The organism is Candidatus Polarisedimenticolia bacterium (assembly GCA_036004685.1).
Taxonomy (GTDB): domain Bacteria; phylum Acidobacteriota; class Polarisedimenticolia; order Gp22-AA2; family AA152; genus DASYRE01.
This window is the reverse complement of sequence record DASYRE010000041.1, coordinates 57,771-76,573: the sequence shown is the minus strand read 5'-3', so window position 1 is coordinate 76,573 and position 18,803 is coordinate 57,771. Positions and strand designations below refer to the sequence as shown.

General features: G+C 65.8%; 16 protein-coding genes. 6 read left to right on the top strand and 10 right to left on the bottom strand.

The genetic code is table 11. From position 1 onward, the window contains the following. Positions 1 to 111: 111 nt before the first annotated feature. Together VGR67_11060 and VGR67_11055 are read left to right on the top strand one after the other, a co-directional pair. Positions 112 to 2,031: a peptidyl-prolyl cis-trans isomerase gene (locus VGR67_11060; GenBank protein ID HEV8336948.1), complete on the top strand. Its 1,920-nt coding sequence runs from the start codon at positions 112 to 114 to the stop codon at positions 2,029 to 2,031. 116 nt (positions 2,032 to 2,147) lie between these two features. Continuing rightward, positions 2,148 to 2,624 (top strand): hypothetical protein, encoded by a 477-nt coding sequence (locus tag VGR67_11055; protein HEV8336947.1) that lies wholly within the window; start codon positions 2,148 to 2,150, stop codon positions 2,622 to 2,624. A 78-nt stretch (positions 2,625 to 2,702) separates the two neighbouring features. On the opposite strand, the gene VGR67_11050 is transcribed toward VGR67_11055, so the two are convergent. Both VGR67_11050 and VGR67_11045 read right to left on the bottom strand, forming a co-directional pair. Next, positions 2,703 to 5,015 carry a MopE-related protein gene (locus VGR67_11050; protein HEV8336946.1) on the bottom strand — a complete coding sequence of 771 codons (2,313 nt, stop codon included), beginning with the start codon at positions 5,013 to 5,015 and terminating at the stop codon, positions 2,703 to 2,705. Between the two features lie 3 nt (positions 5,016 to 5,018). Continuing rightward, complete coding sequence (locus VGR67_11045) at positions 5,019 to 5,552, bottom strand: hypothetical protein (GenBank protein ID HEV8336945.1); 534 nt, start codon at positions 5,550 to 5,552, stop codon at positions 5,019 to 5,021. A 342-nt stretch (positions 5,553 to 5,894) separates the two neighbouring features. On the opposite strand from VGR67_11045, the gene VGR67_11040 reads away from it, so the two are divergent. After that, positions 5,895 to 7,076, top strand: coding sequence for a cysteine desulfurase family protein (locus VGR67_11040; protein ID HEV8336944.1), 1,182 nt, complete (start codon positions 5,895 to 5,897; stop codon positions 7,074 to 7,076). On the opposite strand, the gene VGR67_11035 is transcribed toward VGR67_11040, so the two are convergent. Both VGR67_11035 and VGR67_11030 read right to left on the bottom strand, forming a co-directional pair. After that, the gene (locus VGR67_11035) at positions 7,071 to 8,339 is read right to left on the bottom strand and encodes a DUF1015 domain-containing protein (GenBank protein ID HEV8336943.1); all 1,269 of its coding nucleotides are present in this window, start codon (positions 8,337 to 8,339) and stop codon (positions 7,071 to 7,073) included. The two genes, VGR67_11040 and VGR67_11035, sit on opposite strands and share 6 nt — an antisense overlap. A gap of 6 nt (positions 8,340 to 8,345) precedes the next feature. Continuing rightward, positions 8,346 to 8,918 carry a hypothetical protein gene (locus tag VGR67_11030; GenBank protein HEV8336942.1) on the bottom strand — a complete coding sequence of 191 codons (573 nt, stop codon included), beginning with the start codon at positions 8,916 to 8,918 and terminating at the stop codon, positions 8,346 to 8,348. A gap of 415 nt (positions 8,919 to 9,333) precedes the next feature. On the opposite strand from VGR67_11030, the gene VGR67_11025 reads away from it, so the two are divergent. Further along, positions 9,334 to 10,056, top strand: coding sequence for a thioredoxin domain-containing protein (locus tag VGR67_11025; protein HEV8336941.1), 723 nt, complete (start codon positions 9,334 to 9,336; stop codon positions 10,054 to 10,056). A gap of 3 nt (positions 10,057 to 10,059) precedes the next feature. Here the strand turns inward: VGR67_11025 and VGR67_11020 are convergent, their stop codons facing one another. Together VGR67_11020 and VGR67_11015 are read right to left on the bottom strand one after the other, a co-directional pair. Then, positions 10,060 to 12,225 (bottom strand): tetratricopeptide repeat protein, encoded by a 2,166-nt coding sequence (locus VGR67_11020; protein HEV8336940.1) that lies wholly within the window; start codon positions 12,223 to 12,225, stop codon positions 10,060 to 10,062. 37 nt (positions 12,226 to 12,262) lie between these two features. Beyond that, entirely contained in the window at positions 12,263 to 12,991 is a 729-nt protein-coding gene (locus VGR67_11015; GenBank protein ID HEV8336939.1) for a hypothetical protein, read from the bottom strand. 481 nt (positions 12,992 to 13,472) lie between these two features. On the opposite strand from VGR67_11015, the gene VGR67_11010 reads away from it, so the two are divergent. Further along, positions 13,473 to 15,827, top strand: coding sequence for a Smr/MutS family protein (locus VGR67_11010; protein ID HEV8336938.1), 2,355 nt, complete (start codon positions 13,473 to 13,475; stop codon positions 15,825 to 15,827). Here VGR67_11010 and VGR67_11005 read toward each other — a convergent pair. The 4 genes from VGR67_11005 to VGR67_10990 form a co-directional block, all read right to left on the bottom strand. Further along, positions 15,824 to 16,120 (bottom strand): hypothetical protein, encoded by a 297-nt coding sequence (locus VGR67_11005; protein HEV8336937.1) that lies wholly within the window; start codon positions 16,118 to 16,120, stop codon positions 15,824 to 15,826. The genes VGR67_11010 and VGR67_11005 overlap by 4 nt on opposite strands. Next, complete coding sequence (locus VGR67_11000; GenBank protein HEV8336936.1) at positions 16,117 to 16,554, bottom strand: hypothetical protein; 438 nt, start codon at positions 16,552 to 16,554, stop codon at positions 16,117 to 16,119. Before VGR67_11000 ends, VGR67_11005 begins: the two co-directional genes overlap by 4 nt. A gap of 99 nt (positions 16,555 to 16,653) precedes the next feature. Beyond that, positions 16,654 to 17,463 carry a hypothetical protein gene (locus tag VGR67_10995; GenBank protein HEV8336935.1) on the bottom strand — a complete coding sequence of 270 codons (810 nt, stop codon included), beginning with the start codon at positions 17,461 to 17,463 and terminating at the stop codon, positions 16,654 to 16,656. A 103-nt stretch (positions 17,464 to 17,566) separates the two neighbouring features. Beyond that, positions 17,567 to 18,370, bottom strand: a complete 804-nt coding sequence (locus tag VGR67_10990) for a hypothetical protein (GenBank protein HEV8336934.1) — start codon at positions 18,368 to 18,370, stop codon at positions 17,567 to 17,569. A gap of 162 nt (positions 18,371 to 18,532) precedes the next feature. Between VGR67_10990 and VGR67_10985 the strand changes: the two genes are divergently transcribed. Continuing rightward, positions 18,533 to 18,793 (top strand): hypothetical protein, encoded by a 261-nt coding sequence (locus VGR67_10985; GenBank protein ID HEV8336933.1) that lies wholly within the window; start codon positions 18,533 to 18,535, stop codon positions 18,791 to 18,793. The last annotated feature ends 10 nt before the right edge of the window (positions 18,794 to 18,803 follow it).

Sequence of the window (18,803 nt, the reverse complement as noted above, 5' to 3'; positions counted from 1 at the left end):
CCTTGATCCGGCCCGGGGCCTTTGGATAGAATGAATTGATTCCCTGGCCTTTCCTCCAGCCCCCGCCGTCGGTTCCGGGCCGGACTTCCGTTTCTGATTGGAGAACCATCCATGTTGAACGTCTTCCGGGAGAACCTGAGGCATCTCAAATGGATCCTCGTCGCCGTCGTCCTCTCCTTCATCCTGACGATCTTCGCCGTCTGGGGCGGAGGGATTGGGGGGGGGCGGAGCGCTGCCGATCGCGATCGCGAGTCCTGGGCGGCCCGCATCGGCGATCAGATCATCGGCGTTCAGGCTTTCCAGCAGGAAGCCCGCAACATGGAGTACACCTACCGGCAGATTCTCGGATCGCAGTTCGAGCAGCAGCGGCCGTTTCTCCGGCTCGGACAGGCGGCGGTCAACCGCCTCGTCGACCGCGAGATCCTCACCCGGGAGGCCGCCGACGCGGGATTGAAAGTCTCGGAGCAGGAAGTGGCGGAGGCCATCATGAAGAACCCGTCGTTTCAGCAGAACGGCGTCTTCATCGGCAGGGAGCGTTACGAGCAGCTCTTCCGGGGCAACGAGGCGAGGTTCGAGGACTTCGAGCGCCAGATACGCCAGGACCTGCTGCTCGACAAGCTCCGATCGGTCGTCGAGGATTCCGCGATGGTGAGCGAGGCCGAGCTGCGGGAGGCTTACACCCGGCAAAACGAGAAGGCGTCCGTTCAGTATTTCGTCCTGAGCAGCGCGCGGCTTCCGGCCGGGCCGCCGACCGAGGCCGCGATCGAGCAGTACTACCGCCAGCACGCCGCGGACTATCCGTCAGGGGAAGGACGGTCCGGGCGGTTCGTGCTCTTCGACCTCAACGACCTCGCCTCGAAGATCGATGTTCCGGAAGCGGAGATCCGGTCGCAGTACGCTCAGGGGCAGAAAACCCAGTACACGCTGCCGGAGCGGCGCCGGGCCAGCCACATCCTGATCAAGCTCAAGAGCGACGCCACGCCCGATCAAGTGAAGAGCGCCGAAGACAAGGCGAGAAAAGCGCTCGCCCGGGTTCGCTCCGGAGAGGACTTCGCCAAGGTCGCCCGCGAGGTTTCGGAGGACTCCAGCGCCTCCGCGGGCGGCGACCTCAACTATTTCGCTCGCGAACAGATGGTGCGTGAATTCTCGGATGCCGCCTGGTCGCTGAAGGTCGGCCAAATCTCGGACGTGGTTCGGTCCCCCTTCGGCTTTCATGTCATCCGCTTGACCGACATGCAGCCGGGCCACGAAATGTCCTTGGCGGAGGCCCGCCCCCAGATCCTCGCCTCGCTGAGGCGGGAACGAGCCGCCCCCGAAGCGCAGCGTGGCGCGCAGGAATTTGCCGCGAGGCTCAGGGCGGCGGGAGGCGATTTCGCCAAAGCCGCCGCGGCCGCGGGCTTGCCCGTCCGTGATTTCCGGGACTTCCACCGGGGCGACGAATTCCCGTCCCTGGGCCGCCAGCCGGCGCTGGAAGCGCAGCTCTTTTCGCTGAAACCAGGCGCCGCCGGGGAGGCCGTGCCTCTCTCCATGGGAGTGGCGGTGGTCCAGTTCCTTTCGGCGACTCCCGGCGCTCCCCTGCCGCTCGCGAAGGTGAAGGAGCGCGTTCGGACCGATTTGGTCAAACAGGGCCGCGTCGGCGGCGCCGCGCGGATGATTGCCGCCGCGGGCGGCGCCTCCGATCTCGCGTCCACCGCTAAGAGGCTCAAGGTCGAGCTGAAGAGCGAGCCGGCGCTGGCGCGCGGGGGCGCCCTGCCGGGCCTCGAGGGCGATCCGGAGGCGATGAGTCGGATCTTCGCCCTCAAGCCCGGGGAGACCCTGGGCCCGGTGGCCGTATCCGACGGAGTCGCCATGGTGCGGATAGTTGCCCGTCCCGACCCGCTCGACGGTTTCGAAGCGCAGAAGGAAACGGTGCGGAGCAACCTCTTGGCGGCCAAGAAGGACCGGCTGTTCCGCGCTTACCTCCAGAGGCTGCGGTCGGCCCATCGTGTGGAGATCAATACCGCCCTCGTGGAGCAAGTCGATCGCGCCTGATTGGCCGGGTGTTTTTCCCTCTATCCTCTTACAGTTCCGTACCTTCGGGCGGTTGACGTCGCTTGGCGGCGGCCTATATTCCCCTACAGTCGATTCTCTACTGGGGGTGCCAGCCGATGAGCAACGTCGTTGCCGAGAAAAGCTTCGCCAAGGGGGTCGATTCGGTTTCCCGGGGCGACTTCCTGTCGGGCTTAGCTTATTTCGAGGCGGCCATGGAACTGGCGAAGAAGGTGGAGAAGATCACTCCGCCGCCGAAGTACCTTTCCTTTTACGGGCTCTGCCTGGCCATGGTCTCCACGAAGACCCAGACGGCTCTGGAGCTTTGCGAGAGCGCCGTGACCGTCGAGTTCTACAATCCCGATCTTTTTCACAATCTCGCCCGGGTTCATTTGAGGATGGGCCGACGGGATCGCGCCTACCCCGTGCTGCTCCGCGGCCTCCAGCTGCATCCGAGCCATCGCGGAATCCTGGGAGACATCCGCGCCATGGGGAGGCGGCGCCGCCCCGTTCTTCCGTTTCTCTCGCGGGGCAATCCCGTGAACAAGTTCTTCGGAATGATCTTCAGGGACGCCGTGGACGGCGCGCGCGCCTGAGCTGCTAGCCGTGACAAAAAACCCCGCTCCGTAGCTCGGAGCGGGGTTTTTTGCGTTCGGCCTGCCACGGCGCGCGTCTTACAGCACGGTCACGACTTCGGTGTCGGAGCCGCCCTGGCTCGACGTGACGGTGACCGTCCCGGGATTGGACGTGTTGTTCTGCGTGAACGTGTAGCGGTTGTTGGCGCTGTCGTAGGTCATCGTCCCGTATCCCACCAGCGTGAGAACGGCCCCGGGGGCCGCGGTGCTCGTCGCCCATACGGTGAGCCGGTGCCCGGCGTTCTTGAATTCCGCTTTCGTGATGAGGACCGTGTCGACCTGGCAGGCGGGATCCGCCCCGTCCGTCAGGGAGTTGCAGTTGTCGTCGATGCCGTTCGAGCAAACCTCGGAAACGCCCGGATGGACGGCCGGATTCGTGTCGTTGCAGTCGCCGCCGCAGGTCGTGTAGGTGTCGGAATCGGCGTCGAAGCCCTCGTCGATCCCCGACGCGCAGTTGTCGTCCACCCCGTTGCAGACCTCCGTCGCGCCCGGATGGACGGCCGGATTCGCGTCGTTGCAATCGCCGTCGCACGTCCGGTAGGTGTCGGAATCGGCGTCGAAGCCCTCGTCGATCCCCGACGCGCAGTTGTCGTCCACGCCGTTGCAGATCTCGGTCGCGCCGGGGTGGATGGCCGCGTTTGCATCGTTGCAGTCGCCGCCGCACGTCGTGTAAGTGTCGGAATCGGCGTCGAAGCCCTCGTCGATCCCCGACGCGCAGTTGTCGTCCACCCCGTTGCAGATCTCCGTCGCGCCGGGATGGATGGCCGGGTTCGAATCGTTGCAATCGACGTCGCTGAAGTAGGTGTCCCCGTCGGCGTCGACCGGGAGGTTCCCGGAGATCCGGAAGTCATAGCTGCCGTAGACTCCGAAGCTGGCGGCGTGGAAGGAGCGAACGTACAGCGTTCCGCTGGTGGACGGGGTATAGGCGATGAGCGAGGAGCCGGTAGCCAGGACGGTCGAGCCGTTGCTTGCCAGCAGCTCCAGAGAAGTATTCGGCGCGCCCCAGGGATTCAGGGTCTCGATCGTGTACGACGTCCCCGCCGCACCGCTGAAGAAGAAGTAATCGGTGTCCGCTTCGCCCACCCCATCGCCGTTCACGTCCGCGAAATAGGTCTGATGGACCAGCGCCCCGTTCGCCGCGTTGAAGGAGGCGGTCGCGACCGTTCCGTTCGGCTCGAGCAAGTCGGGGTAGAACTCCACGTTGGTGCGCTGAAACGCGGAAATCATGTCGGTCTTGAATCCCTTGCCCCGAGTGAACCAGCCGTCCCAGAAGTCTTCGAGGCTCCGATCGGTCGCCGTCGTGATGTAGTTCTTGTCGACGTCCCAATTGTCGGCGTCCGGCCGCGACAGCGTCTCGTCGTCCACCCCCGCCGACCCATCGGCCGTCGACGCGGAATCGTTGACGTCCCACAGCGCGGCGTAGACCGCGACCTCGCTCGCGCTGCCGCTGCAGAAGTAAGGGGTTTCGGTTTCCACGTCGAAGTAGAAATCGAGATTGCCCGGTCCAGGAGCCCCGGTCGTCTTCACATAAAGGTCGGGGCGCGGAAGGTTGAAATAGCGTCGCACCGACTGGCCGTACCAGGTCGCCCGGCCCTCGTCATAGGCGAGCCGGACGTCCTGATTGCAGTCCGTGAGGTGATGCACGCCGCCGGGATTGTCCTGTCCCGAAACGAGGTGATAGGCGTAGTGTCCCGTCTCGTGCGCGATGACGGTGTCGTTATAGCTCGACGGATCGCCCACGTGCACCCGCTTCGCGGAATAGTTGTAGCTCGAGACGACGTTTCCCGACGCGGGCTCCCATTCGAGCGTGAGCAGGTTCTGCGAGCTCGGCCGCGCTCCGTTCAGGGCGGCGAAGTAGTCGACGCTTCTCAGGCCCGTGTCGTAGATGTTGAAGGCGCTGCCGCCCGTCCCGATGGCGGCCGTAATCGTCCCGAAGTTGACGTTCGTGCTCGGAGAGTGGTTCGGCACGTTCGAGGAGGCCACGGCATAGACGTTCTTGGGGATGATGACGTTCTCCACCCTGAGAAAGAGCCCGGAAACGGCGGTGGAGACGGAAAGCACCCGGACGTAGACCGTCCGCGTCTTGGTGTCGCTGACCAGGACGCTGAAGTTGCCGTTCGCGTCGGTGGCGGTCGTCGCCAGGAGTCCTTTGTTTCCGGATTGGTTCGCGTCGCGGACCTCCACGGTGGCAAGACGGATGGGCACGGGCGGCTCGACTCCGGTGAAGCCATTCTGGTCGAATTCCCGATCGGTGTACCGGAACGTCCCCGAAGCGGTCCAGTTCGCATAGGACAGGCCCAGAGAACCGAACCACGCCAGGATTACCCAGGCGAATGTCTTTCGGAGGGACATGGTTCACATCCCTCCGCCGGGGACGCCCTGGAATTCAATGGCTCCGTCCTTGGAGGGCGGCGTCTTTTCCTGCACTCCCACGAGGAGTTTGAGCGACGAGCCACGATGGACCGGCTTGGCCTTGTAGCTGCTGATGGCCTCCGCCGAGACGACGTATTTCCCGTCGGCGGATACCAGGAGGTCCGCCGGGATCTTGAGCGTCCCGCCGGCCGCCAGGTCGAAGGTCCAGCTCTTGGAGCGCGAGCCGTCGCTGAATATCACCCCGTCGGGGAGGTTCATGGAAACGCTCACCCCCTCCAGCACGACGGTCGAGCTGGCGTCGAGCGAGATCGTGGCGACACCTCCCGAGCTGTTCTTCTGCAGATTCGTCAATTTCACGTCCAGCGACAGCGGCGGCGCCGGCTCCGTCGTGCTTCCCTGGGCCACCCGCCGGGCGGTCCTGTGCTGCTCTGGCCCGCCCGCGAGGACTTGCCCCGCCGCCAAGCCGAATACGACCATGGTCCAGGCCGCCAGCAGCTTCCGGAAAATGCTCATCATCGTTTCCTCCCTCGCCCCGATCCTCTCGTCGTGAACCCCCCATGGGCCGCCCATGACCTGGAAGTGCCCGAACCGCGGGCCGACGCCGACTCCGCAAGTCTCCTCTTCCCCCACGAGAATCCCTGCTTCCGTCAACTGTCTTTGCAGACGCGCTCGAATCTGGACACGTTAATACCTCCAAAAACGCCGTTGTCAACAGCTAAATCCCCTCTCGCGCTTGATTTCCAGTTCCGGTGGGCGGCCGGTCAAGAGGGCTATCCTGTTCGCGGAAAAGCGCCCCGCCGCTGCTCCAAAACTCCTGTGCTGCTATAATTTCTCGCCCGTCCCGCGACGCGAGGTTGAATGCTTTCCCGATCGCTCTACCTGGACAATGTCAGCACCACGCGTCTCGATCCGCGAGTCACGGCGGTTATGCTGCCTCACCTGGCGGAGATGTACGCCAACCCGGCCGCACCTCATCGGGCAGGAAAAGCGGCCCTCGCCATCCTCGAGGAGTCCCGCGCCGGCGTGGCCGCTCTGGTGGGATGCCGCGACGACGAAGTGGTCTTCACCTCCTCCGCGACCGAGGCGAACAACCTCGCGTTGAAGGGGATCTGCCGGGCCCGCAACCGCAGGGGAAGCAAGCTCCTTCTCTCGGCCGTCGAGCACCCGTCGGTCATTCATCCGGCCAGGAGTCTCGCCTCCGAAGGAATCCAGAGCGTCGAGCTGCCAGTCGACTCCCAGGGTCGCCTCGACCTCGAAGCTCTGGCGGCCGCCTTGAAGGAGCCCCCGACCCTGGTTTCCGTGATGCATGGAAATCCCGAAGTGGGAACTCTTCAGCCCGTGGAGGAGGCGGCGGCGCTCGCCGAAGCCGCCGGGGCCTTGTTCCACACCGATGCGACCGCCACGGCGGGAATCCTTCCGGGAATCTGGGCGCGGGCCCCGATTCACCTCCTCACCCTGGCGCCCCACCTGTTCCACGGCCCCAAGGGGATCGCTGCGTTGATCGTGCGAAAAGGCGTTCGGCTGCGCCCGCAGGAGGAGGGAGGGACGCAGGAGGGGGGCTGGCGCGCCGGCACTTCCTCAGCGTCCCTGGCGGCGGGCTTCGGGGCGGCCGCGCGCCTGGCGCGGCAGGAAGCTCCGGCGCGGGAGCGCCGGCTCCGAGCCTGCGCGGATCGATTGCGCGGTCTGCTGCAGACCTCCCTCCTGGAGTGGGTGCCCACCGGAGATCCTCGACGGCGGATTCCGGGGCACCTCAGTCTTTGCGTTCGCTACGTGGAGGGAGAGGCGGTCGTGGGACGTCTCAGCGATGAGGGGGTTCTGGCCGGAAGCGGATCGGCCTGCACGCGGGAGGCTTACAAGGAGTCCCACGTGCTCAAGGCGATGCGGATCGACGCCGTCCTGGGCCGCGGCTCCGTGCACTTCAGCTTCGGCGCGTTCAACCGCGAGGAGGACGCGGACGAAGCGGCGCGAATTCTTCCTCCCATCGTGGAAGATCTGAGGCGCATCTCTCCCTTGACTCCACCCGATCGAGCGAGGTCATGACTCGAAGGGACGGATGACGAGCCCGGTGAATACCTTCGGGAAGAAGTAGGTGCTTTTCTGCGGCAGGCGGAGGCCCGATCGAGCCGCCCGAATCACCGAGTCGATCCGGAGAGGGTTCAACAGGAAAGCGGCCGCCGCTTCGCCCTGGCGGACCTGCCGGAACGCTTCCCGGGCGTCGGGCGTGAAGCCGACAGCCCCCCTCTCCGCGTCCGCCGGCGAGATTCCGAGAATCCCGGAAAGAACCTCGCGCTGGAGCACGACCGTGTCCAGGTCCTCCAAGGCGGGGCCGGCGCCGGGCGCGGGAGAAGGCCTGCTCTTCAAGATCAGAGGCGGGCCGGCCGGCAACACGGCTCCGAAGGTTCCTTCGCCGCCCTTACGGAGCATTAAGAGCAGATCCTCCGGATCGGCCCCGGCCGGAAGCGCCGTCGCCGTCATCCTCTCCGTCAAGCTCCGGCGCAGGTCGGCCGCCCTTGCCGCGTCGAGCGAGCGGACGAGCCGATGGATCGGAAAGATTCGGAAACCCCGATCCTTGAGGCTGCAGAAAAAGGCGAGAACCCGCCGGGCCCCCGCCTCTTCAGGGAAATCCCGCATCACCGCCTGCGCCGACTCGTAACGGTGATGGCCGTCGGCGATCAGCGTCCAGTCGCCCCCCATAGCGCTGCGAATTTCATCGATCGACGCCCGATCGTCCAGGCGCCAGAGCTCGTGCGTGACGCCCTGCGGATCCGAGAAACGAAACAACGCCGGTCGGGTGGCGGCGCCCTCCAGACTCGAGCCGACCCGTCCGCTTTCATCGGGATGGATGAGGAATATCGGGCTCAAGTTGGCGCGGCATGCGGCGATGAGCCGGGTCCTATCCCGCCGGGGCCCTTCGAGCGTCTTCTCGTGCGGCAGCGGAGCCCCCTGGCGAGCTTCCTCCATCTCCAGCGCTCCGAAAAACCCGAGGCGGGAGGACTCCGAGCCGTCGGGACCCCGGAACGTCTGGCGATAGGGATACAGGCAGGCTCCGGGATCCTGCTGCAAGGTCCCTTCCTCCCGCCACTTCTTCAACAGCCCGGCCGCGCCCGCATAGAACGTGCCATCGCCCTCACGGCCCGCCTCCCCGGGAAGGATCAGGCGGACGACGTTCTTCGGATGGGAGCTTTCGAGCTCGCTACGCTGATTCTCGCCGATGACGTCGTAGGGAGGGGCGACGATTCTCCCCATTTCGGGACCGAATCGCGGGTGATAAAGGAGCGCGCGGAAAGGAAGAACGGGCGCCAAGGGCGATCACCTCGGCGAGGAGCCTTCGTTCGCCGCCTTCAGCAGGCGTTGGGAGAGGCGCGTGAAATAGTTCGATTCGATTTCGCCGTTGGAGAGCCGGGGAACCCAGCGCAGAGTGCGCACCTTCTGGTCCATTCCCCGGATCTCCAGCAGCGCCCGGAGATCGACGCGGACCTGCGTCGGGGAAAGGCTCCATACCCGGCCCTCGAGCCCGTAGCGGCCCGCAGTCATCTGGTTCAGCTGGAAGAACGGGTACTTCGGGCTGGCTTTGGGAGGAGGGATTGAGACGTCGACGCCAAAGCGATTGCTGTCGAATTCGACCAGGTCGGTTTTGAAGCGACCCTCCTTTTTTTCCTCCTTGTCCCCCTCCTGGACGGTCAAACCGTCCTCGGTCGCCATCGCCAGAAGCTCGCTCCGGACCTTTTCGAGCGGCGCCACGAAATCCTGCGTGCGCCAGGGCGACGACACCTCGGGGAGAGCACCGGGGGCAGCCTTCTCTTCTTCGGCCACGAGAGCGGTCGCGAGCATTATCATCAGAAGAAGAGCCATGCAGGGCGACGGACGGCCGGTTCGGTTCAAGGGCGCTCCTCGCTCGACCAGGATGTCTGCAGTATAGCACGAACATGGAGGGAAGCCGGAGCGCCCCAAAGCGCCGATTTCAGCGGGTTCCCCGGCTCTTTCCCTTTGACTTTTGGGTGGGGAAACCTATAATGAAGGCCACCCATTGATCTGAATACCAACCCAATCGGAGATTGTCTCCATGGCACCAAAGCGATCGACGATATTCTTGGCCCTCGGCGCGGTCGTTCTTGCCCTCTTTGGCTTCGCCGCTTCCAGCCCCGCTGCGGAGAATCCAGCTCCCGCCCCCGGCGGCACGCCCATGAACGGCGTGGACTTCACCGGGATGACACCCCAACAAGTCACTATGGCCACCGAAATCCTCAACGGCAATCGATGCAACTGTGGCTGCGGGATGACGTTGGCGGAGTGTCGAGTGAAGGATCCCCACTGTGGCAAGAGCCTGCCGCTTGCCCAGCAAGTCGTCCAGGACGTCAAGGCGGGCAAGGATCGCTCGACGGTGCAGAGCAACCTTGCCGCGTCGCTGGCGAAGCTGGCTGCCGCGCCCCCGTCCCCGGCGCCCGGCGCCCAGGAGGATCCCAACAAAGTTTACAAGATCGATACCCTCGGCTCGCCCGTGCGCGGCCCCAAGAGCGCCAAGGTCACCATCGTCCTGTTCTCCGATTACCAGTGCCCCTACTGTGCGAGGGTCGAGCCTCTTCTCAAGCAGGTGCTCGACGCCTATCCCAAGCAGGTCAAGCTGGTGTTCAAGCAGTATCCCCTTTCGTTCCACCAGAACGCCCGTCCGGCTGCCCTGGCCTCTCTCGCCGCAATGAAGCAAGGAAAGTTCTGGGAGATGCACGACAAGATCTTCGAGAACCAGGCCTCGATGGCCGACGCGCAGGGAAAGCTCCGGTTCAGCGAGTTCGCCAAGCAGATTGGTCTGAACGTCCCGTTGTTCGAGAAGACCATGAAGGATCCGGCCCTCGAGCAGATTATCGCCAAAGACCTCCGGGACGGCGCGGATGCCGCCGTCACGGGCACGCCTTCGCTTTATCTGAACGGGCGCAAGGTCAACGATCGCAGCCTGGAGGGCTTCAAGAGGATGATCGACGCGGAGCTGACGGGAGCCAAGACGGCCTCCAGCGGGGGTAAGTAGGAATCAAGGCGCCGATTCTTCCCGTTTCTCCAGCTCCTCGACGAGCTTCTTGACCTGCGCCTCCACGGCCGGCGGCGGGGAGAGCGCCAGGCATTGGCGCAGGTGTTCGAGGGCCTGCCGGCGCGATCCGGGCCGTGTCGCATACAGCATCCCCAGGTTCTGGTGCAATTCGACCTGATCCGGTTTCCGGGCCAGAGATCTCCTATAAAAATCGATGGCGCGGTCCGGATCGCCCCGGCGTTGGTGCAGATACCCGAGCAGAGCCGGAGCCTCCCATTGGCCGGGATCCAGCTTCAGGGAAAGGGAAAGCTCCCGCTCGGCCTCCTCCGTCCTTCCCTCCGCAAGCAGCGCCTCGCCGAGGCCCCGCCGCGCCGGCGCCAGGGAGGGGTTCCTCACCGCCGTCTCGCGGAACGCCGATTCGGCTCGTGAAGCTTCTCCCCGCTGGAGGAGGAGGTTCCCGAGGTTGATCCGGAAGGAGTCCCGGGCCGGGTCGAGACGCGTCGCGTTGCGATACTCCGATTCGGCCCGCGACCAATCCCCCCGCTCGTGGAAGATCGTCCCGAGGTTGTTGTGGGAATCGGCGAAATCGGGGTTCAGCTCGAGAGCCCGGAGATACTCCGCCTCCGCCTCGGCGTTCCGCCCCAGACTCCTATAGGCGTTCCCCAGATTGTTGTGCAGCGACCCATCGGCGGGGGAGCGCGCCAGCGCCTGCCGGAAAAGGTCGACGGCCTCCTCTCCCCTTCCCCGATCGATCAGGACGACGCCCAGATTCTTCTGCGCCGCCTCGAATCCCGGATACTGCGCCAGGCTGGCTCGGTAGTTGTCCTCGGCCTCCGCCAGGTTTCCCCGGCGGCGGAAGGCGTTCCCGAGATTGTATCGGACCCGCGCGCTGCGCGGACTGACCCGCGCCGCCGCGCTGAAGAGAGAAAAGTCATCGCGCCAGTCCCGGTTCCTCAGCCAGGTTCGCGAACCGAGGAGAACCAGCAGCGCGGCGGCGGCCGCGGCCGTCGTCCGCGGCCGCTTGTCGGCAGCGATCGAGGCGAGGAAGGCGGCGGCGGTGCAAAGACCCAGGAGAGGAAGATAGAGGAGCCGCTCCGCAAAGATCGTCCCGATGGGGAAGAGCAGGTTCGACACCAGCACGAAGGAGGCGCCCGCGAATCCGAGTCCCCACGAGAGGGGGGCCAGCCGGCGCCGGAGGCCGGCGACGACCAGGACAAATCCCATCACCACGAGCATCCCGAGCCAGACCGCCGGGTCGCCCATACCGGAGACCGGCTCGATCTGGCGCGCCGAGTAGTCGGCGGAGAGCTGTCGCGGGAAGAGGAAGAGACCCAGATAGCGGGCGCACAGGGAAAACGCCGTCATGACGCGGGTTCCCGCCGGCGAATGCGCCAGAAGATTGTCCACTCCGGGAATTCGCGACGGTTCCATCAGGGCCCCAAGGACCTTCAACCGGAGCGCCAGGTAGATCGCGGCGACTCCCGCCACCGCCAGGTATTCGCCCCGGCGCGAGCGGGCTGAAAGATCCTGGGGGCGGCCGAGCAAGAGATCCGTGCCGATCAGGAGGGCCGGGTAGGCTAGGGCGTTTTCCTTGGACAGAAGAGCCAGGAAGAACAAGAGCATCGAGGCCGCGCGCGTGACGCTTCGGTGAAGCGAGACTCGTCGATCCAGGAGCAGCGCGCCGACCACGAAAAGCGCCGACAGGATTTCCGCCCTTCCGACCAGCCCCGCCACCGACTCGCTCTGGACCGGATGCACCGCGAACAGCGCCGCGGCGAGACTCGCCATTCCGGGATGCCCGAAAAGCCGAAGCACGAGCAGGAGCCCGAGGACCGAGACGCACCCGTGGAGCAGCGCGTTGATCAGGTGGAATCCGAAAGGGGAATCTCCCAGCCGGTAGTTCAGTGCGAAGGAGAAAGCCGTCAGCGGGCGATAGAGCCGGTTCGTTCGCCCTTCTCCCGTCCAATAGGGCGAGACGAAGAGCTGCCCCATCCCTTCCGCGGAGCGGAGCTGCGGATTCCGCTGGATGAGGATTCGATCGTCGAAGACGAATCCGTTGCGCAGCGTGTTGGAGTACGCGACCACGGCGAGCGCGAAAACCAGGAGGCAGCGAAGGAGGGTGCGAGGATCCGGGGGCGCGGAGGTCTGGGATGACGGTCGGCGACTCAAACGAGTCGGTGCTCCTCCCGGGCGCTCCGTGAAGGGATCATCGCTTCGCGGGCGGTGAGGGCTTGCGGGACGATTCCATTTTGACGGTCCGGACCCCGTCCGTGTAATCCACCCGGCCGTCGACGCGCGTGCTCAGGTCCTTGTCGATCGTCACGTCCGTCACGTAGTCGCTCTGCAGCGGCAGCCATTGCCCGCTGCTGACGAGCACGTCGAACCCCAGATAGATGTCGTAATGTCCCGGTGCCAGCGGGAACGAGTAGTCGGCCGCCAGCGTCGTGCAGGTGGATTCGGGGATCCAGCGCGCGATTTGGGCCTGTCCCCCGAAAGGCCGATTGATCGCCTTGAGGTCCTTGGGGGTCGCGAGCCGCGGCTGGGGAAGGGATTTTCGGGGAGCCTGCTTCTGCATGTAGGCGGTGCGGGTGGTCGGCGATTCCATGAGCTTGATGATGGAGCTCGTGCCGCGGCGGCTCGCCGAAATCTGGTACTTGTATCCGAACGTCGTCACCAGCGGGGAGCTACGCTCCTGACGCGGTTTGACGGTTCCCGGCTTCGCCCCGACTTCGTTGCGATCCACGCAGAACTTGCGGTTCCCGGCGAGATGGACCACCAGCGTCCCCATATCGCCCGTCGCCGTGCCCGCCTCGGCGGCCGGCGGGGGAGGGGCCGCCTTGACCGGAGGCTTCTCCTGAGTGAAGGCGTGCATCGGCCCGAGAAGGGCCAGCAAGACGAAAAGCGCCACCGGGCGCACTGCTTGGAATTCGCGCACTCCCTCCCCCTTCCTGGAACCCGTTGCCCTTCGAAGCCCTGTGTTATAGTGCGGACGGCTTCATCATTATACGGCGGTCGATCCCGGCGGCCAAGGCCGCAGCGCACGATACTTCCCGGAACTGCCCGGTGAAAGGCTTCAGAAGCGGGGTCGATCCGGGAGGCGGAAGGTGGCCTTTCCGCTTCCCGCAGGAGAGGGGAGCCACGACTGGACAGCCGGCGGTTCGGGGACTCTAGAGGGGACGGGCAGTTCCGGGAATGAGAAGCGGTCCAACCAGGCAAGATAATGGCGGCGGGGAATAATTCCGAGCCCGAACCGGCGGTGTGTCACTCACCCTCCCGCGTGGCGCGCGTCCGATCGGCGAGGTACGGGGTGATCCGGTCGATCCGGGCCGGAATTTATACAACCTTTGGTGTCTTGTCAAGCAAAAACACAATATTTTGTGGATAACCCCGGCGCCACCGAAAACTCCCTGTCCTCCTTGGAATTCCCGGCGATTCTGGACCGGCTCGCTCTCCACTGCCGGAGCGTGTACGGACGGGAGGCCGCTACCCTCCTGAGGCCCTCCTCCTCACGCGCCGACGTCCAGTCTCTGCAGGACGAGACGCGCGAGATGGTCCTCTTCCGGCAGACCTCGGGCTTCCTCCCCCTATCCCTCCCCACCGACATCCGTCCTCTGCTGGCGCGTCTCGAGGTCGAGGGATCGCTTCTCGCGGCCCCGGAGATTCTCCTCGTCGTCGAGGCCATGCGGACGGGACAGGAAGTCCGCGCTCTCCTGGCACGCTCAGAGCATCCGCGCCTCCGGGAGTCCGGCCGGAGCTTCCCCGATCTCGGTAACCTCCTGCGCTATCTCGACGGGAAAATCTCCGCCACGGGAGATCTGGAGGATCGATGCAGCCCCGAATTGACGCAAGTGCGCCGGCGGATCACGGCGATTTCGGCCCGCCTCGAGGAGGCGCTGCGTTCGATCGCCTCGAAACCCGAGATGGCGCGGGCCCTGCAGGACGACTTCGTCGCTCTCCGCAACAACCGGCGGGTTCTTCCCGTGCGCATCGACAGTCAGAGCCTCGTCGAGGGAATCGTGCACGCCCTGTCCTCCAGCGGAGCCACGGTCTACATGGAACCCCTCTCCACGGTTCCGCTGAACAACGACCTGGTTCGCATGAAGGAAGAAGAGGAGGTCGAGCAGCGACGCATCTTGCTCGACTTCACCGGACTCTTGAGAACGCGCGCCGGCGATCTCCGGCTGCTCACGGCGCTTCTCGGAGAAGCCGATCTCCTCGCGGCCAAAGCCGCCCTCGCCGAAGAGATGCAGGCCGTCGATCCCGACCTGACGGAGGGGGCGCCGGGAGCCGATGCCTCGCGTATGGCGCTCGTGCAGGCGAGGCATCCCGTCCTCGAGCGCAGCTTGGAAGGCTCGGGGCGCCGGCTCGTTCCGTTGGATCTCACGCTGCCCGCCACCCATCGCGTGCTGGTCATCAGCGGCCCGAACACGGGGGGAAAGACCGTCGCCCTCAAGACGGTCGGGTTGCTCGCCTTGATGTCGCAAAGCGGCCTGAAGGTCCCCGCCTCGGCCGCCCGGCTTCCGGTATTCCGGCGAATCCTGATCGACATCGGAGATCATCAGTCGATCCCGGACAGCCTGAGCACCTTCTCGGCCCGCATGGGGCACATTTCCGAGATGGCGAGGCAGATCGAGGACCCGTCCCTCGTCCTCCTCGACGAAGTGGGCACCGGCACCGATCCGGAGGAGGGAGCCTGCCTCGGAGCCGCGGTCATCGACTATTTCCGGAGACACGGCGCGGTCGTCCTGGCCACGACGCATCATCAGACCCTCAAGGCCTTCGCGGCCGCGACCCCGGGGACCGCGAACGCGTCGATGGAGTTCGACGAATCGTCGCTCAGTCCCCTGTTCCGGCTACGCCCCGGGGTGCCGGGCCGGAGCGGGGGGCTGGACATCGCCGAGCGCCTCGGAGTGCCCGTGGAGATCGTGCGGGAGGCGCGCTCGCTCCTTCCCCGGCATCGCGAGATGCTCGAGGAATACCTCGCCCGCCTGCAGGCCCTCCAAAAGGACCTCGACACGCGGATCCACGAGGCTCGGGATGAGGCGCTGGCGGCGGCGCGGCGCGAAGAGGACCGACAGGAGGCGGCGCGCCGGCTCTCCCTCGATCGGGAAGCCCGCTTCGCCCAGCTCCTCGAGGAGGTCTCCACCCAGCTGCGCAAGCGGTGGGAAGCCTACCTCCAAGCCCTTTCCGACCTGGAGGAGGAGCGGCGTTTGAGGCGGGAAATCGAGCGCCAGGAACGCCTGATGCTGGAGGAGGCCCGCCGCGCTCTGCCGCCCGACCTCCTCCCCCCGCCGGCCCGGGAAAGGCCGCTGCCGGCGACCCCGAAGGCCGGAGACGCGGTCCGGATCGCCTCCCTTCGCATTGAAGGAATCCTCGATCGCCTCGAAGGCGACCGCGCGATCGTCCGGTCCGGCGGAAAACGGCTGTCGGTCGCCGTCGCGGATCTCGAGCCGCCGCAAGCCCCTTCGCCGCCCGACCGTCCCTTGCCCAGGGGCGTGAGCCTCTCTCGTCCCGCTCCTTCCGCGCCCTCGCCGGAGATCAATCTCGTCGGCAAGCGGGTCGAAGAGGCTCTGCAGCTTCTGGACAAATACCTGGACGAGCTGGCGCTCGCCGGATTGAGTCCCGCGCGGATTGTCCACGGGGTGGGCAGCGGGAGGCTACGGGCGGCGCTCCGCAGCTTCCTGAAGACGCATCCTCAAGTGGAGGGGTTCTCGGAAGCTGAGGAAAGGGAGGGGGGGCGCGGGGCGACGGTCGTCCGGATCCGAATCTAGTTCCGCGACGCCTCCGGATCGACGATCCTTTCCATGAAGAAATCAACGAGCAGTCGGACCTGGTAGAGATCCAGCCCTTCTTCGGCATGGCCCATCCGGATGAGCTCCTCGCGGACGAGACGGGGATCCACGCTCACTTCGTCCCGCTCTTCGAAAAGCGTCGTGCGCGCCTCCTGCATCAGCACGCCCGCGATGTCCCCCAGCAGGACCGGCAGGGATTGGAACGGGATTTGGGTGCGCAGACTCAGCCGGCGCAACTGATCCTCGAACTCCTCGAACGGCAGGGATCTCAATGGATTCTCTTGAAAACGAACGTGGTCCCGTCTTTCTGGGCCACGCCTTTCATTTCATCCCCGACAATCGAGATTTCCATGCTGAAAGGAGGCTCGGGGTCGTAGATGACCGTCTGGCCCCGGGTCGAGACCTGCACCGTCGGGAGAAGCGAAAGACGCCCGCCCTCGAAAGCGTACGTCCCGAACTGCGAGATGTTCGTCTCCGTGCCGTTCTGGCTGAAGTTCACCGTCGTGCTGTAATAGCCTTCGCGAAAGATGAACCCGCCGTGCGTCTCGATCGATCCCGTGGGCTGCACGATCTTCTCCAGACGCCAGACGCCTTCCACCGTGGTTTCGGAAGGCCGGGTCTCCGCGCTTAGGGTCGCCGCGAAGGACAGGATTGGCAGAGCCGCCGCGGCGGCGAGGGCCAGAATGCCTTTAGGACGGATCCTCATGGATTCCCTTTCCCGCCGGAAAAGGCGTCGCCCGGGACCTCCCGGGAGGGTCCGGCGTCAATATAATGTTTTGCCGGCAGCGCGCCAGCTCCGACGGCCTCACTTCGTGCCGAAGAATGGGTCGGGCCCCGCGTTCGCCGACTGGAGGTCGAGGCTCGCCCCCCCGTTCGGCGTCACTTCCACCGGAACGTACCACCGGCGGACCCCCTGATCGGTGGTCATCGTCCCCAGGATACGGTAGGCGCCCGCCGGCAGCAACGCGATGGAATAGCGCCCCGCCGCATCTGCGGCCGCCTCCGCCCTTTGGAAACGGCGGAACAATTCTTCGGCGCGCCCCGCGTATCGTCCCCGCAAAGCCTCCCGTTGCTTCCCCGCGCTGCGGCGCTCCGCCCGGATGCGATCGAGGTTCTGGGTGGCTTGAGTGAAGTTGTCGGAGCTGGCCAGCGCCCGCTTCTCCTGGCGATCGAGCTCGAGGATCCGATTCGTCAGTTCCTCCTGATCCTTCTCGTAGCCTTCCTTCAGCTCGGCCCAGGCCCGATCCAATTCCGTCGCGGGGCCCAGCACGGCCACGTGCGCTCCCGCGCCGTAGCGAATCTCGCCCGATTCCAGGCGCACCGCCACCGTTCCCGACAAAGCCGCGGCGGGAGCCGGAAGGTCGATGCTGGCCGGAGGGCTGACCGCGGACTCCGGGACCTTGGCGGATGCCGCGCGCACCCAGCCTTCCAGCCGGATGCGGACGTAGCCTTCCTTCGACTCCCCTCGGATCGTTTCGGCCCCCGGCAGCAGGATAGCGATCGGCTTGCCGCCCGGTGCATCCAAGACCTCCTCCTCGGCGGGTGAGGACGGCCTGCCCCAGGCTTCCATGGAGGCGAGGCAAGAGAGCAGGACGAGGGCCGGCAGGGGTTTCATCGCAATCTCCTGAGATGGGGTTCGCGGGCGGATCGCGCCGGACGGCAGGATCATAGCGTCGGCGGCCGGCGGCGGCGAATGTCGGCCGCGCCGCGGCGGCGCCTCAATAGTGGAAGACGATCGAGAACGTCCCTTCCTCGTCGGGGGCGCCGTCGGCGAGACCGAAACCCACTCCCAGCCGGAGCGCCAGGTTTTCGTTGGGGCGGAAATCGATCGCCGGGACGATCCGGAAGTCGACATCTCCGCCGTCGTAGCGCCTCGTTTCGTAGCGCATCTCGGCGAGGAGGGCCCAGGCGTACGACAGCTTCAGGATGGCTCCCCCCCCGAGGGCGGCCGAAAGCTTGCCGTTCCCCCCTCCCGGCGTCCGGGAATCCCCGTTCAGCCGCAGCGAGGCGTTGCCGATCCAGGCGAACTTCTTGAAGGTCTGACGCGTGGCGAGAAAAGCCTCGTAGTCCGTCCGGCCCGATCCGAGCCGCTCCCGATCATCCCCTCCGGGCAGCTTGACGAGGAGCCCGGCGCTCCAATCGCGCGGCTCGGTCCTGAACCGGAACTTGCCGTACAGGTCCAGGTCCCCGGGACCGTTTTCATTGAGGTCCGACGCAAGCCGCTCCCCGAACAGCACGCTGTTCTCCGGGCGGGTCCGGTCGAGGTAGAAGAACTGACCGCCCACCTCCACTCTCTCCTTGAAGGAAAAGGCGACCCGGGCGCCGAGCTCGGTATCATGGCCGTCTCCCCAATGGGAATAGGCCGCCGCCGCTTCGAGCCATCCCTGCCGGAGGATGGCACCGTCCTGGATGAAACTCTCCATGAGACGGTGATTCCCGGTGATCTCTTGCGCCTCGACCCGGCCGGGAATTCCGGCCATCCACACCATCGCCATCGCTGAGAGGAAGAGTCTCTTGTTCACGGCTTCGCCTTTCGGTTGAGGGTTGGTGTCGATTCCGTAATCGGTGCAAGGGAATCTTGACCGGGCGGTCGGCGCAACTATATTGCGCCGAAGGATGTCCTGAGCCGCGGCGTTCGAGCGGATCGGCGTCCAAAGGAACGTCGCTGGGCGGGAGCCGGGACGGTGACCAAGAAGGAGATCATCCATCGCATCGGCCGCGACTGCGGCCTGACGCGCGGCCAAGCGTCGCGCACGCTGCGCTCGATCGCCCGCTCTCTCGGGTCGCGCGGCGGCCGGGGAGAACGGTCCCGCCCCGCCGGACTCGCTTCCCTGCTGGCGGCCTGGTCCGCGAAGCGCGGCGCAAAACCCGCCCGCGCCCGCCCGCGGGTCCACACCCGTCGCGCCCGGCTCACTCCTGCCCGCGTCTTGCGCCCCAAGAGCTGAGGCCCGCCCG